This is a genomic window from Emergencia timonensis (assembly GCF_900086585.1).
GTDB lineage: Bacteria > Bacillota > Clostridia > Peptostreptococcales > Anaerovoracaceae > Senimuribacter > Senimuribacter timonensis.
In genome coordinates this window covers 130,312-144,759 of the sequence record NZ_FLKM01000007.1, presented here as the reverse complement: position 1 = coordinate 144,759, position 14,448 = coordinate 130,312, and the positions used below count along the sequence as shown (strand labels likewise).

Here is a 14,448-nt window from a genome sequence, read left to right as displayed (position 1 = left end):
TTATGAAGAATGACAAGATATATCCTGAAATCTTAAGCATGGTACTGATTACACAGGTCAGTGAAGGACTAAAAGCAGATTTGCAGTTGTCGGAGGAGCATACCAGCTGCGCAGTCATAACTGCCACCATTGATGACTTTGTGTTTCTCGCCTTAGATGAGGCCACGAAGAAAGCGGATGTTGACGTTACATATACAGGATCATTTTATGGAGGAAATCCTAATTCGTCTTCCAAGCTGCAGGGGGAGGGTATTGGCATCTTCGCCGGAAAGACTGTTGCAAGTGTTCAGGCGGCCATTGACGCGATCTATGATTTCTATGACAGCAGACGGGTTTACGCTGTCAGTTGCAACGATGAGGATAGTATTGCCTATTTGACCTATACTGCTGCCAGTGTTGGAACCTATTTTGCCAAGACGATGGATATCCCTCTGGGATGCTCAATGGCTTATTTGGTGGGACCGCCTATTGAATCCATCTATGCCGCAGATGCGGCAGACAAAGCATCCAATGCGAAGATGGTCAGATTTTACACGCCGCCAACGGAAACCAACTGCAGCGGAGCGATCTTTATCGGCAGCCAGTCCGACTGCACCATCTGCTGTGAAGCCTTTGGCGCAGCAGTACAGGAGGTGGCAGATCGTCCTATTTATAACAGATAAGGGAGGTTAGAAATGGAAGTAAACAACGAACTGATTTACAAGATTGTGAAGCAGGTTTTAGCAGAAGGGATGCCTGACAGCAAGGGGGATGATTTTGAAAAGCATATCGATCCGACCGGGGTCATCACCATCAAAACGGAAACGGTAAAATGTCAGACCTTTGACGTCGGCGTTCCGGCAAAGGTGAAACTGCTTGACGTTGTAACTCTCGAGGAGAGCCCTAGACTAGGCTGCGGCATTTTGGAGATCGACCACAGCACTTACCCTTGGACGCTGACCTATGACGAGTTTTACTACGTCGTAGAGGGCATATTAGATATCGTCGTAGAGGGAAGACATAACCTGGGATATCAGGGGGATATTCTCCATATTCCAAAAGGAACATCCATCTGCTTTTCCTCACCAGAGACATGCCGGGCAGTATACTTCACTTATCCGGCAGACTGGGAAAATGCAGAAATATAGTTAAGATAATGAGAAAGGAAAAAAATTATGAACGCAGAAGCATTAGGAATGATTGAAACGAGAGGACTCGTCGCGGCGATTGAAGCAGCAGACGCCATGGTCAAGGCTGCCAGTGTCAAACTGGACAGCATGGAGAAAATCGGTTCGGGGTTGGTTACTGTCATGGTCAGAGGAGATGTAGGCGCTGTGAAAGCGGCAGTAGAAGCGGGCAATGTGGCTGCAGGTAATGTTGGCGAAGTTGTATCCTGCCATGTCATCCCGAGACCGCATACGGGCGTAGACAAAATAATCAGCGCCGAGTAATCAGAATTACTGATAAGGGAAGGAGGGGTGCCGATGAAAAAAGCGCTAGGCTTTATTGAAACAGTGGGTAAAGCAGCAGCCATAGAGGCGATGGATACGGCTGTAAAAGCCGCAGAGGTAGAATTGTCTGGCTTGGAAAACTCGCGTGGCAACGGCCGCATGACCGTTACCCTCGCAGGCGAAGTCAGCGCTGTCAAAGCAGCAGTAGAAGCGTCCATCCGGTCCGTTGCCAATATGGGCGGAATCGTCTTTGCCAGCAGCGTCATTGCAAGACCCAGTGATGAACTTGAACATATGTTAACGGAGGGTCTACATGAAAAGGAAAGGGAAACAGAAGATACTGCGGTAAAAGAGTCAGAGGAGAGAATGGTTTCCTGTAATCTTTGCCAAGATCCAAACTGTCCAAGGGTTCGCGGAGAACCAAAAGTAAAATGTATACACTACGTAGAATTGATGAAGAAATAGGAGGAAAAAAATGAGCGGAGCATTAGGAATGATTGAAACGAGAGGTTTAGTTGGAGCCATTGAAGCAGCGGATGCCATGACAAAGGCGGCAAGCGTAGAATTGTGTGGATATGAAAAAATAGGCTCTGGATTGGTGACCGTCATGGTGCGGGGCGATGTAGGCGCTGTCAAAGCAGCTGTGGAGGCCGGAAACGTTGCCGCTTGTAACGTTGGAGAGGTGGTATCGACTCATGTCATCCCAAGACCCCATGCCAGCGTGGACGAATTACTGCAGAAGTAAGAGTTTGGGAAAATCGGAGGAGAGGTCTCTCCTCCGATGAAAGGCGGCGATTACGATGACAGAAAAGGAAATACAGGCAATAGTAGAAGAGGTCATCCGACGGATTCATCACATCAGTCCTGAAAAGAAAACTCTGGTATTGATGAATTCCCCGGCAGATGAGGAACGGATTGACCGCTATTTGAGAAACAGCGGTGGCATCCATAAGATTTGGATCAACAGTGATGCAGATTTTTTGGCAGACGGCAAGATACAAGATTTAGCGGATCGACACAAGGGACTGTTGGTGACAGGTGTTACACTGAAACAACTGGTGAGAATAGCAGAAATGCAGATGGAGGATTCTTTGACAGAATTAGTCGTAGAAATCCTGAGGCAGGGCAGACCAGTGACGATACTGTCCAGGTGGATTGACGCAGATTGCGGAACTCCGACTCTGCGCAGCAAGATAGATGATTTGAAAAAGACGTTAATTTCGTATGGAATTGCCTTTGCAGATTGGAATGATCTAAAGCGCGATGAAGAGGGCGGCACATTCCGACGGATTAGGATAGATCAGCGGGTGATTGCAAAGCAAGACTTGAAAAATGTTCTGGAGGGGGAACTGGAAATCAGAGAAGATGCGGTCATGACCACGACGGCAAAGAATCTGATTGAGAAGAGAAGTATCAAAGTCATCCGATACAGAAATTAGGGGTTTGGAGGTGTGAAATGACAAAGATCTATACCAAAACTGGAGATAATGGAAGAACGACGCTCTATGGAGGCAGTAAAGTAAAAAAGTGCTCAAACCGCGTCCACGCTTATGGTGCAGTAGATGAGGCAAATACATTGATCGGATTGGCAGCAGCGCAGATTGAGAATGAAGACCTGGAAACCCTGCTTCGCATCTGCCAGCAAAAGCTTTTCCTGATTGGATCGGAACTGGCATCAGACGACAGGGGTCGCAGAATGCTGAAAGAAAAAATAACCGCACAGGATGCGCTGCAGCTAGAACACCTGATAGATGCATTTTCCGAAAGACTGCCTGTATCAAAAGAATTTCAAATTCCGGGGAAGACGGTGAAATCAGCTTATCTGCATGTCGCAAGAGCTATGGTGAGAAAAGCTGAACGCCTAGTTATAGGAATTAAAGAGGAGGCGAGAGTCAGCCAGGAGATTTTGATATATATGAACCGTTTATCTGACTTCTTGTTTATTTTGACCAGAGTTAGGGAGGAATTGATGATATGACAGTGGATGAAAAGACAATAGAACGTATCGTACAGAGGGTGACCCAGGAACTCAGTGGAACCATGAAACCTTCTGGGGAAACGACCACGTTGAAATACTTATATGATGATGTGGATGAGGCAGTCAATGCTGCATATTCAGCCCAGAAGCAATTTCTAAAGTTCAAGATCGAGGAACGAAAGCGTATTACGGACAGTATTCGTTCTGTATGTATGGCCCACGCAGAAGAGATGGCGGAGATGGAGCTTGCGGAGACCCACTATGGAAACTATCCGGATAAACTCATGAAGATGAAAGGCGCCATCACCATGACGCCTTCAGTGGAAGATCTGGCAGCGGATATCAACGCCAATGACGGCGGCATGGCGATGTACGAGCACGCCCCTTTTGGAGTAATCGGTGCCCTTACCCCGTCTACAAATCCTCCAGAGACGGTCATCGCTAACGCAATTATGATGATTGCCGCTGGGAATTCGGTGGTATTCAGCACCCATCCTGGCGCTTTTCAGTCGTCATGTCGTGCGGTGGAGCTGGTGGCAGAGGCCATTGAAGCTGCTGGAGGGCCGCGAAACCTGGTCGTCTCTTTAAATAATCCGACCATGGCGCGAACGACGGAGATGATGAACCATCCGAAAGTGACCATGCTCTGCGCTACAGGCGGTCCAGGCGTCGTGAAGTCAATCCTCAGCTGTGGGAAAAAGGGCATTGGCGCAGGAGCTGGAAATCCGCCGGTATTTGTCGATGCATGTGCTGATATTCCAAAAGCTGCGAGAGATATCGTAGCGGGAGCCGGGTACGAAAACAATACGCCGTGCATCGCAGAGAAAGAAATCATCGTTGTAGATTCTGTGGCGGATGAACTCCTGAGCAACATGGTCAACGCCGGAGCCTATCTGATAAAAGACCGATTCATCATAGAACAGCTTACGAAGCTATGCATGCCGAAAGCGGATAGTCCCAACAAGGAATTGATCGGAAGATCCCCGGCCTATATACTCAGTAAGATTGGCGTGACGATTCCTGAGAACACGCGTATTGCCGTCTTTGAAGCGCCTGCAGACCACATGCTGGTCATGAATGAACAGATGATGCCGATCATTCCGCTGGTGCGGGTGAAGGATGCGGCGGAGGGAATCGCGCTCTCCTGTGAAGCAGAGCATGGCAGGCGGCATACTGCATTGTGTCATTCAAAGAACATGGACGTTGTTACAGAGTTGGCGCGAAGAATTCAGACCACCATATTCGTAGTCAACGGCTCTTGCTTCAACGGACTTGGATTCAACGGCGGGATCGGACCGAATGCTCTGACTATTGCAGGACCTACTGGTGAGGGACCGACGACACCTCGGACATTTACGAGAAAGCGTAAGCTGGTCATGGTGGACAACTTCAATATCAGATAAAGGAAGGACGGTTACGTGAGTGTGACGAAGATGGAAGAAATGGATTTGAAAAATATTGTGACAAAGATCGTGAGAGAGGTTGCTGCGGGAACAGAAGATATGGCGATTCCGGTTGAGATGTCTGCCAGACATGTGCACTTGACACCGGAGGATGTACAGGCACTCTTCGGCAGAGACGCCCAGCTCACTTTGAAGAGGAATCTCTCCCTGCCGGGGTTTCTCGCTGAAGAGAGAGTCAGCATTGTGACCGCCAAGGGTGTCTTTCAAAATGTAGCTGTATTGGGACCCGTAAGAGAGCATACACAAGTAGAACTATCTGCAGCAGATGCCTTTGCGCTGGGAATCAAGCCCCCGGTGAATATTTCGGGAGACTTTACAGGGGCGGAGGATGTGTATCTGATAGGGAGCCACGGTATGATTTATGCCAAAAACAGCGCCATCATCGCCCAGGCGCACATTCACTTGAGCCAGGAAGAGGCAGAACAAATGGGACTGGCTGACAGAGATCTTGTCAGAGCAGAGCTGGAAGGAAGGCGCCCTCTGATTATGAACAACGTCATGATCAGAGTGGGCGAGGGTATGCATGCTATGATGCATATTGATATGGATGAAGCAAATGCCAGCGGATACGATAGTGCAAAGAGAGCGAGGATTCGCAAGTGATAGATTGACGGGGTGAAATGCGATGAAGATTTGTAAGGTTGTCGGCAGTGTTTGGGCGACAAAGAAAGATGTGAAGCTGGAAGGTGCGAAACTGATGATCGTCATGCCGTTATACGGCAGTCAAGGGGACCCTTTGATTGCCGCAGATTATGTAGGCGCAGGCATTGGAGAGAGGGTCTTGGTGATAACTGGAAGCACAGCCCGCTTTGTCTCTGCAAAGGAAGGCGCGCCTATTGACGCTTCCATTGTCGGCATCGTCGATTCTATCGAAATAGCAGAGAACGAAAAAGAAAACTTTTCGGAGGTTGATCTATGAATCTTTTAGAAGGTGTGGAAAAAGCTGGAGTCATAGGATGCGGAGGCGCAGGCTTTCCTACACACATCAAATGGAAAGCGAGGGCAGAATCTTTCATCATCAATGCCGTGGAATGTGAGCCTTTGCTGTCCACAGACAAATATCTGATGAGGCATCGAGCAGAAGACCTCATTTCCGTTTGCTGCAGCGTGGCAGAAATGCTGCAGGCGAAAGAGACAGTTGTTGCCATCAAAGGGTCATACAGAGAAGAAATTGCGGCTCTTGAGAAAGCAATTAAAACTGCCTGCGCGAATATCAAGGTTCACCGGCTGCAGAGCTTTTATCCGGCAGGCGACGAGCAAGTGATTGTCTACGAGGTGACCGGCAAAAGAGTTCCCTGCGGAGGGATTCCCCTGGACGTGGGTGTGGTCGTATCCAACGTTGCAACGATGATTGCAGCCTTTGATGCCACAGAGGGGAAGCCGCTGATTGAAAAGTATATCACTGTGACAGGAGCAGTTCGCCGTCCGTCAATTATAAAAGCGCCTATAGGCACTGCGGTTTCTGAGTGTATCGAGGCTGCCTGCGGCGCATCCATAGACGATTACCTTGTTGTCATCGGCGGCCCGATGATGGGCAGAGAATTATCCTGTGAATCGGAAGACCGCAGAAGAGTGACAAAGACGACTTCTGGTATTTTGGTTCTCCCCAAAGGAGGGTTTATGGAAGGATACAAATCCGCATTCGATCTGCCTCTGATTCAGAAGAAGGCCAGGGCAGCCTGTATCCAATGCAGTTATTGCAGCATGCTCTGCCCAAGACATCTGCTGGGTCATCCGCTGAAGCCCCATCTCATCATGAGAACCATCGCTTTTACCGAAGACCTGGAGGAACTCTTTGCTGACAATGAAGTGGTTCAAAACGCTTCACTCTGCTCGCTCTGTGGGGTATGTACTGCTTATGCGTGTCCGATGGGACTGCAGCCCAGCAAAGTGAACAGCTTTTTAAAGGACGAAATGACTAAGCGAGGTTTCAGGCGTGGGACAAAGGAGACTGCGGTTCCGCAGGCAGACAGAGAGTGGAGAAAGATCCCTGCGGAGAGAATCAGCCATAGAATCGGAGTCGCTGATTACCAGGGACAGGTCAGTGAGCAAATTGTTGAACTAAGGCCGGAAGAAGCAGTGATTCAATTGAAGCAGGGACCTGGAAGGCTGCCGGAGCCAGTAGTCGCTGTTGGTGATGTCGTAGAAGCTGGCAGCCTCATCGCATCCATTCCAGACGGAGCCATGGGTTCGAATCTTCATGCCAGCATCAAAGGAACCGTAACAGAAATATCTGATGTAATTAGAATTAGGAGATTGAAATGAGTGCAATCGGATTTGTTGAACTGAATAGTATCGCAAGGGGTTATGAGGCTGCCGACGCCGCTTTGAAAACGTCTGATGTCCAGCTGGCTTCCTGTCATGCCGGCTGCCCGGGAAAGTTCTATTTCCTGTTTAAAGGAGACACGACTGCGGTAGAGGCTGCTGTGATAGCCGCAACGGCCATTGGCAGGGAAAATGTCGTGGACAGCACTGTGATAGCTAACGTTCATGAAGACGTTATCAAAGCAATGGCAATGGCGACCAGTGTGACTCTGGGCGGCGCCCTGGGCGTCATGGAATTCTTCAGTGTTACAGCCGCAATTTATGCTGCCGACGCTGCGGTCAAAACGGCAGATGTCAACCTGATTGAGCTTCGAACAGGTATCGGTATCGGCGGAAAATCTTATGTAACTCTGACAGGGACAGTTTCGGCTGTGGAAGCTGCCGTCAAAGCGGGGATTGCTGAGAAGAATGTAGAAGGCATGCTGGTTCACAGTGCTGTCATTTCGGGACCTGACAACGCGCTGCTGGAGTCCCTTTACTGACAGAAGGAGTTAGAGAAAATGGATTTTCAAGAAAAGCAGAGGATCATACAAGAGTTTGTGCCTGGGAAACAAGTAACACTGGCCCATTTGATTGCAAATCCAGAACCGCTGCTCTATAAAAAAATCGGCGTTGTTCTGGAGGACGGCGCCCTGGGCGTGCTAACCATCACACCCAGTGAAGGCGCCATTATTGCGGCGGATATTGCCACCAAGGCTGGAAATGTAGAACTGGTTTTTGTTGACAGGTTTTCGGGCTCTCTGGTAGTGTGCGGTGATATAACCAGTGTGGAAGCAGCGCTGCAGGGGGTTCTTGACGTTTTATGCCAGCAGATGGGATTTGCACAGACAAGAATTACGAGGACTTAAAGCGATGAAACGAATGATGATAATCGGTCCTGTGGCTGCGGGCAAAACCTCTTTGATACAAAGTCTCAAGGGAGAAAAACTGCACTATAGAAAGACACAAGCCATTGAGTTTGACGACAGAGTCATAGATACTCCCGGAGAATATATGGAAAATCGAGATTATTTATGCGCATTGACAGTGACAGCGTGTGACGCAGACGTGGTCATCTTTGTACAAGATGCATCTAGCGATGCATTGTGGTATTCTCCAGGTCAGGCATCTATGTTCAGCGCCAAAGTCATTGGCGTGGTTACGAAGATTGATGCGGCATCCAAAGCGCAGATCGGCCTTGCAAAAGAAGCATTGAAGATCGCCGGAGCAGAAAGCGTCATTGCAGTATCCAACGTGGATAGAAGGGGCATAGAAGAATTGCTTACTTGCTTAGGAAAAGAGGAAACGTATGAAATGTGCTGTGATACATAGACCGTCAGAGGCTGCATTATCTCTGATAGCGAGAAAGGTTCGTGACAAAGCCCTGCGAGATATAATTGAAAATGGACATGTAGAATCCATAGGGATCTGTCAGGGGACGGTGCTTGAAATCATTGTTGCCAGTGATGTGGCAGAAAAAACTGCTGACGTTTTCGCCGGCGAAATCGATGGCAGCTGTCCGCAGCATATGACTTGCCTTGCAGTAATCGGCAAAACCTCTGCTGTAGCGGCGGCGATGGACGCAATCAAAGCCATACAATTTTAGTTTGGAGAGGAGACGGATGAGTTATACGATAGGGCAATTAATAATCGGACAAAAGGCGGAATTTTCAAAGACAATCAGTGAATCAGACGTTTATCTGTTCGCCGGAGTGACGGGGGATACCAACCCAGCCCATCTGAATACGGAATATGCAAAAGCTACGGCATTTAAAGAACGAATCGCACACGGTATGCTTTCGGCCAGTCTGATTTCTACAGTGCTTGGAACGCAGCTTCCAGGCAGGGGAACCGTGTACCTGAGACAGGAACTGGCGTTTGTCAGCCCTGTTCATTTTGGAGATACAATTACGGCAATTGTAGAAGTGATAGAAAAAGATGAGAGGAGAAACAGGGTCACCTTAAGGACAACTTGCCTGAATCAAGATAGAACTGTGGTCGTAGACGGTAAGGCAATTGTGATTCCTCCTGAAATGAAAGAATAAATCTTCCTGAACTGATGGAATTTAGTGCGTTTCTGTGTTATTATAGTAAATAACTAAAGATTCCGATCTTTTCACAGAGGAGGAAGTGTGCAATATGTATTCCCGCAGTTTACACATCAAGATTTTCAGCCCAGATCTTCAATTAGAAACGCTGTTAAAAAGCGTTGACCTACCAACTGAATTTTGCTTTCAAATTGAGACTTGCACTGATTTTACAGAAGGAGAACCCTGCTGCGAAGATATCGTTTTTGTGGATGTCCCCTGTAAACCTCCACTCTCGGATTTTAGGACTGTAGGCGGCATATTGGTTGCTTGTGTTGATTCTGACCAGGTAGAGGCAGTGGGGGACGATTTGATGTTTGCGGACGAGGTATGGGAGAAACCCTATCGAAGCCGATTGTTTTCGCTGCGATTCCGCAAACTTTTAGAGATGGCACAATCTCGCTGGCGCAGCAGAGTCAATGAGATCTGCTTGGATACGCTCATTGAATGTATGCCGGATATGGTCTGGTTTAAAGATATAGCGGGCAGCCACGTAAAGGTAAACGACGTTTTTTGCCAGACTGTGGGAAAACCGAAAGAAGTCGTCACGGGCAGAGACCACTGTTTTATCTGGGATATATCAAAAGAAGAATTCGAAAAGGGCGAATTTGTCTGCAAAGAAACAGACGAATTTGTCATGCGTAAACGGCAAAAATGTTCTTCCACTGAAAAAGTGAGCAGCCAACACGGCATGCGCCAGTTCAATACCTACAAAGCGCCTGTCATTGATGACCGGGGTAACTTGCTTGGAACTGTGGGAATCGGACATGATATTACCGCGCTGGAGAATATCAGCAACGAATTGGAGCTGATTCTGCGGAGCATGCCTTTTGCTATTTTGGTGTGGAATGAAGACGGAACCATCATCAACAGTAATGAAAAATTTGAGGAGTATTTTGGCATCAAGAAGAACGAAATCATCGGACAAAAATCCACTGTTTGGAGTAAGAACATCCTGAAGGATATCAAGGTGATGAATGATGCCGGTTATATGGAAGCAAAAGTATATTACGATGAATCAAAGGACAGTCTGCGCATCCTGGAAATCAACGAGGTGCCAATCCACGACGTCTTTTACAATGAGGCTGGCTGGCTGTGTATCTACCGTGACATCACAAAGGAAAGAGAACTGGAAGAGAAGATTATCAGAAGTTCTAACTCCGATTTTCTCACAGGCCTCAATAATCGACGGAGTTTTTATCAGTATATAAGGGAACGTAAGAATAATCGAAATTTGAGCTTGCTATACGCAGATTTGGATCAGTTTAAATATATAAACGATACATATGGCCATAAAGCTGGAGATGAAGCGCTGGTGATAACCTCTAATCTGCTGAAAGAATGTTTCCCAGAGGACTTTATTGCCCGCATTGGCGGCGATGAGTTTTTGATAACAAAGCTGGGCGATTTTACGGAAACAGAGCTGGCAGAGCAAGCTGCACATTTCCTCGAAAGAATGAGGCAGACCTTCTCTGGTTCAAAATGTTTTCAGACGCTGTCGGCCAGTATCGGGATTTCCAGTGCAGTCGGCTCGATTATAGATATTGATGAGTTGATTAGACAGAGCGACGCAGCCCTTTATGAAGCGAAGATCAGAGGACGTGCGCAATACTATTTTTACTCGGGGATGGCAGGTGAAGAAAACAGAAATGATAATGACTTAGGAAATTGACTTTTGTGTTATTGTCTGCAATGATGAACTGCACAGTCCAAGGGCAGTTTGCTGATAAACAATTAGCTGGATAAGGTACAGAGCGAAAGGTTCGTACTTTATCCAGTTTTTTATATCATAGGAAAAATCATTTTTTATTTATAAAGACGGAAAAAGTCATACAATATATGCGGAATCAAAGTTGCTTTTTTGTGTAAAATACTAGATATTGAACTTGCATTTTCGTGATAGGAATGATAATCTTGATGTGATTGAAAAGGAGACAATATGAAACATATAGAAGAAATGCTCGATTTTTTATACAAAAGTCCATCCTGCTTTCACGCGGTGGACGAAATAAAAAAACATCTAAAGAAAGCAGGGTATGAACAGCTTGACGAAAGTCAAAAGTGGAAGATTCATGCCGGCGGTAAATATTTTGTCATGAGAAATCACTCATCTATCATCGCCCTGGATTTGCCGGAAAATCCAGTAAGTGGCTATCGCATTATGGCAAGTCACAGCGACTCGCCTTGTTTCAAAATAAAAGAAAATCCTGAGATTGTAGTGGAAGATAAGTATGTGAAATTGAACGTAGAGAATTATGGAGGCATGATTTACAGCTCGTGGTATGACAGACCCCTTTCTGTTGCGGGGCGGATCATCTGTGATGATGGCCGCGGCGGACTTACGGAGCGGTTGGTCAATATTGACAGAGACCTTCTGATTATACCGAACCTGGCCATCCACATGGACCGGGAAGTCAACACAGGATATAAGTATAATCCGCAAAAAGATCTGCAGCCCATCTATGGAACTATTGCCTCGAAAGGAAGGTTCATGGAAGAAGTGGCGGAGGCGGCAGACACAAAAACAGACGTTATTCTAGGCCACGATTTATTCCTCTACCAAAGGGGGCGGGGAAGCGTACTTGGAGGCAGCAATGAGTTTTTGGCAGCTCCTAAGCTTGACGACTTGCAATGCGCCTTTTCCTCATTAAAAGGATTTACGGCAGCAAAGGAAAAAAAGCATATCTCCATCCTCTGTGTATTTGATAATGAAGAAACGGGAAGTGGAACCAAGCAAGGAGCTGCCTCCAGTTTCCTCTATGATACGCTGCAGCGAATCAATGAAGCGATGGGCAGATCTTACGAGGATTATCTCATCGACTTATCAGAAGGATTCATGGTCTCGGCAGACAATGCCCATGGACTGCATCCTAACCATCAGGAGAAAGCGGACCCGGTCAACAGGCCGGTCGTGGGCGGCGGTATCGTCATCAAGTTTAATGCCGCGCAGAAATACTGCACGGACGGCGCTTCTGCTGCATTCTTTCGACAGATTTGTAAAAAAGCGGGACTTAAAACACAGAACTTTACCAACCGATCTGATATTGCTGGCGGCTCTACTTTGGGAAACCTTTCGAACTTGATGGTTCCTATGAAAAGTGTAGACATCGGTTTGCCGCAGCTTGCCATGCATTCGGCCTGGGAAACGGCAGGTGTCAAGGATACAGAGGACATGATTGTTATGGCAGAACAATTTTTTAGGGAATAGGATATGATGAAATACGCACGAGACTTGCAGTAAAAGCATATACTGTTATTGCTTTTAAAGCAAACAGGAGGTTTTGCCATGGACCCTATTTCTCCATGTGTTTGTAGTACCAATTCTGGTATTATGGGGGTTTTCAGCGGTATGCACACGATTACTGGCTATCCAGTTGTCACAACTGAAATTGGTCAGATCGTGCCGGTTCTATTCGATCAGCAATCGCCGACACAAGGGAATTTTTCTTTTGAGCCAGGAAGTATTGAACTCGATCCCTATAGGATTACACCAGGAACATTGACAGTGTATGAAGCGGGCTACTACGAAGTCTATTATGATTTCAGCGGTGCGTCTGCTTCAGTTGCAGGCCAGTACGACACGGCTGTAACAGTCAATGGAACGCCGATTTTGAATTCCATCGCCCATATTACCATGGCGCCTGATAATTTATACGAGATATCCCGCAGAGCAGTGGTGCTGCTGAATGTTGGCGATAATTTACAGGTGACAGTGCAGGCGTTTACGCCAGGTCAGTTTATCATTGGCGGTAATACGTCGCAGCTGATCGTGCACAGGATTGGCACAGCAAGCACAGTAAAACTAATTTAAGTCTAAGATTAGAATTGCCGGTACTGAATACAGTGCCGGCATTTTTGACATCTTGTCTTCGTATTTAGCTGCTTTTATTTTAGAAATTTATTAAAAAAATTAAGAAAGGACTTGCATTATAAAAACGAATATCATATAATCAACTTTGTAAGTGTAAAAATACTTGATCTGGGGCATTAGCGCAGCTGGGAGCGCACCACACTGGCAGTGTGGGGGTCAGGGGTTCGAGCCCCCTATGCTCCATTAAACAAAATCGACAGACCGACAGGGTCTGTCGATTTTGTTTGTGTAAATAAGAAAGGGGGCTCGAACCCGAAAGGGCGCGAGAGTAAGCGAATGCTTCCAGTGGAAGGATTCGCAGCGAGCGGTGCGAACCGACTGAAAGAGGAGGTGAAGGACGGCAGATTGGAAACAATCTGCAAAGCCCCCTATGCTCCATTAAATAAAATCGACAGACCGATAGGGTCTGTCGATTTTGTTTGTGTAAATAAGAGAGGGGACTCGAACCCGAAAGGGCGCGAGAGTAAGCGAATGCTTCCAGTGGAAGGATTCGCAGCGAGCGGTGCGAACCGACTGATTATTTATAAACAAATCTAATTTTATGGATACTCCATCACCAGTTTTTGTCCTACAATTGTCCTGATGCGCTTTCAGTGCCTTTTGTATATCCGTAACAGAACCAGGAACTTCCTAATTGCAAGCCTGCAACTATCATGGTAATATGTAGAGAACAGAACGATTACCTAAGACTTTTTGAATAAGTATTACGCATCAAAGGAGGAAAGCAGATGGCATATTTTGCAGTCATTGACACAGAAACTAACTGGCATGATGAAGTAATGTCAATAGGAGTGGTTATTGCAGATTCCAATTCATTTGAACCTGTTTCTTCAAGGTACTACATCATAACACCTGAGTATAAGGCTGGAGGGATGTTCTCACACACCTTGTTTTTTAAAAATGAGAAAATGAACTTTGAATGTTCACGGAAAAATGCTATATACCATTTGAAAGGCTGCTTTGAAGAATATGGAGTTACTGACATTTTCGCCTACAATGCTACCTTTGACTATCGGCATCTGCCAGAGCTGTCATCTTTTGCTTGGTATGATATCATGAAGTTAGCTGCGTACAGGCAGCATAATCCGAAAATTTCAAAAGACTTTGATTGCTATGGTACAGGCCGACTAAAGCGGGGCTATGGGGTCGAAGCCATTTTGAGGTTACTTAGCGATGATGTGACATACTGTGAACAGCATAATGCGCTCACTGACGCATTGGATGAATTGAAAATAATGACGTTACTGCAACACAAACTCAATAAGTATGTGCAAATTTGACGGACAAGCCGTCATTCATATACTCAGCAAAACAG

Annotated in this window: 21 protein-coding genes and 1 tRNA gene; all 22 read left to right on the top strand. The window is 46.7% G+C overall.

Annotation, left to right across the window (positions count from 1 at the left end; genetic code table 11):
- Positions 1–2: 2 nt before the first annotated feature.
- The 22 genes from eutL to BN6539_RS00870 all read left to right on the top strand — a co-directional run bounded on the left by eutL (position 3) and on the right by BN6539_RS00870 (position 14,413).
- The gene (gene eutL, locus BN6539_RS00975; protein WP_067532596.1) at positions 3–662 is read left to right on the top strand and encodes an ethanolamine utilization microcompartment protein EutL; all 660 of its coding nucleotides are present in this window, start codon (positions 3–5) and stop codon (positions 660–662) included.
- Between the two features lie 12 nt (positions 663–674).
- The gene (locus tag BN6539_RS00970) at positions 675–1,127 is read left to right on the top strand and encodes a cupin domain-containing protein (protein ID WP_067532593.1); all 453 of its coding nucleotides are present in this window, start codon (positions 675–677) and stop codon (positions 1,125–1,127) included.
- 27 nt (positions 1,128–1,154) lie between these two features.
- On the top strand, positions 1,155–1,430 hold the full coding sequence (locus tag BN6539_RS00965) for a BMC domain-containing protein (RefSeq protein WP_067532590.1): 276 nt from the start codon (positions 1,155–1,157) through the stop codon (positions 1,428–1,430).
- Between the two features lie 33 nt (positions 1,431–1,463).
- Positions 1,464–1,895: a BMC domain-containing protein gene (locus BN6539_RS00960; RefSeq protein WP_067532587.1), complete on the top strand. Its 432-nt coding sequence runs from the start codon at positions 1,464–1,466 to the stop codon at positions 1,893–1,895.
- 10 nt (positions 1,896–1,905) lie between these two features.
- Entirely contained in the window at positions 1,906–2,175 is a 270-nt protein-coding gene (locus BN6539_RS00955; protein WP_067532584.1) for a BMC domain-containing protein, read from the top strand.
- A 55-nt stretch (positions 2,176–2,230) separates the two neighbouring features.
- On the top strand, positions 2,231–2,869 hold the full coding sequence (locus tag BN6539_RS00950) for a hypothetical protein (RefSeq protein ID WP_067532581.1): 639 nt from the start codon (positions 2,231–2,233) through the stop codon (positions 2,867–2,869).
- 17 nt (positions 2,870–2,886) lie between these two features.
- Positions 2,887–3,408, top strand: a complete 522-nt coding sequence (locus BN6539_RS00945) for a cob(I)yrinic acid a,c-diamide adenosyltransferase (protein WP_067532578.1) — start codon at positions 2,887–2,889, stop codon at positions 3,406–3,408.
- Positions 3,405–4,811: an aldehyde dehydrogenase gene (locus tag BN6539_RS00940; RefSeq protein ID WP_067532575.1), complete on the top strand. Its 1,407-nt coding sequence runs from the start codon at positions 3,405–3,407 to the stop codon at positions 4,809–4,811. The genes BN6539_RS00945 and BN6539_RS00940 overlap by 4 nt, the downstream gene beginning before the upstream one ends.
- A 15-nt stretch (positions 4,812–4,826) precedes the next feature.
- Positions 4,827–5,474, top strand: coding sequence for a phosphate propanoyltransferase (pduL, locus tag BN6539_RS00935; protein WP_082907282.1), 648 nt, complete (start codon positions 4,827–4,829; stop codon positions 5,472–5,474).
- Between the two features lie 22 nt (positions 5,475–5,496).
- Entirely contained in the window at positions 5,497–5,790 is a 294-nt protein-coding gene (locus tag BN6539_RS00930; protein WP_067532572.1) for a EutN/CcmL family microcompartment protein, read from the top strand.
- On the top strand, positions 5,787–7,136 hold the full coding sequence (locus BN6539_RS00925) for a 4Fe-4S dicluster domain-containing protein (RefSeq protein WP_067532569.1): 1,350 nt from the start codon (positions 5,787–5,789) through the stop codon (positions 7,134–7,136). The genes BN6539_RS00930 and BN6539_RS00925 overlap by 4 nt, the downstream gene beginning before the upstream one ends.
- Positions 7,133–7,678, top strand: a complete 546-nt coding sequence (locus tag BN6539_RS00920) for a BMC domain-containing protein (RefSeq protein WP_067532567.1) — start codon at positions 7,133–7,135, stop codon at positions 7,676–7,678. The genes BN6539_RS00925 and BN6539_RS00920 overlap by 4 nt, the downstream gene beginning before the upstream one ends.
- An 18-nt stretch (positions 7,679–7,696) precedes the next feature.
- Complete coding sequence (locus BN6539_RS00915) at positions 7,697–8,044, top strand: BMC domain-containing protein (RefSeq protein WP_067532563.1); 348 nt, start codon at positions 7,697–7,699, stop codon at positions 8,042–8,044.
- Between the two features lie 13 nt (positions 8,045–8,057).
- Positions 8,058–8,507, top strand: coding sequence for a EutP/PduV family microcompartment system protein (locus BN6539_RS00910; RefSeq protein ID WP_242869360.1), 450 nt, complete (start codon positions 8,058–8,060; stop codon positions 8,505–8,507).
- Complete coding sequence (locus BN6539_RS00905; RefSeq protein ID WP_067532556.1) at positions 8,485–8,781, top strand: BMC domain-containing protein; 297 nt, start codon at positions 8,485–8,487, stop codon at positions 8,779–8,781. Before BN6539_RS00910 ends, BN6539_RS00905 begins: the two co-directional genes overlap by 23 nt.
- Before the next feature lie 16 nt (positions 8,782–8,797).
- Positions 8,798–9,220: a MaoC family dehydratase gene (locus tag BN6539_RS00900; RefSeq protein ID WP_067532553.1), complete on the top strand. Its 423-nt coding sequence runs from the start codon at positions 8,798–8,800 to the stop codon at positions 9,218–9,220.
- Between the two features lie 304 nt (positions 9,221–9,524).
- Positions 9,525–10,934, top strand: coding sequence for a diguanylate cyclase (locus BN6539_RS00895; RefSeq protein ID WP_187375438.1), 1,410 nt, complete (start codon positions 9,525–9,527; stop codon positions 10,932–10,934).
- Positions 10,935–11,201: 267 nt separating this feature from the next.
- The gene (locus BN6539_RS00890) at positions 11,202–12,470 is read left to right on the top strand and encodes a M18 family aminopeptidase (RefSeq protein ID WP_067532547.1); all 1,269 of its coding nucleotides are present in this window, start codon (positions 11,202–11,204) and stop codon (positions 12,468–12,470) included.
- Between the two features lie 78 nt (positions 12,471–12,548).
- Positions 12,549–13,073 (top strand): hypothetical protein, encoded by a 525-nt coding sequence (locus tag BN6539_RS00885; RefSeq protein WP_067532544.1) that lies wholly within the window; start codon positions 12,549–12,551, stop codon positions 13,071–13,073.
- A 170-nt stretch (positions 13,074–13,243) separates the two neighbouring features.
- Positions 13,244–13,316 (top strand) — tRNA-Ala (locus BN6539_RS00880).
- A gap of 93 nt (positions 13,317–13,409) precedes the next feature.
- Complete coding sequence (locus tag BN6539_RS00875; RefSeq protein WP_067532541.1) at positions 13,410–13,670, top strand: hypothetical protein; 261 nt, start codon at positions 13,410–13,412, stop codon at positions 13,668–13,670.
- A 191-nt stretch (positions 13,671–13,861) separates the two neighbouring features.
- The gene (locus BN6539_RS00870) at positions 13,862–14,413 is read left to right on the top strand and encodes a 3'-5' exonuclease family protein (RefSeq protein WP_067532538.1); all 552 of its coding nucleotides are present in this window, start codon (positions 13,862–13,864) and stop codon (positions 14,411–14,413) included.
- Positions 14,414–14,448: the final 35 nt, after the last annotated feature.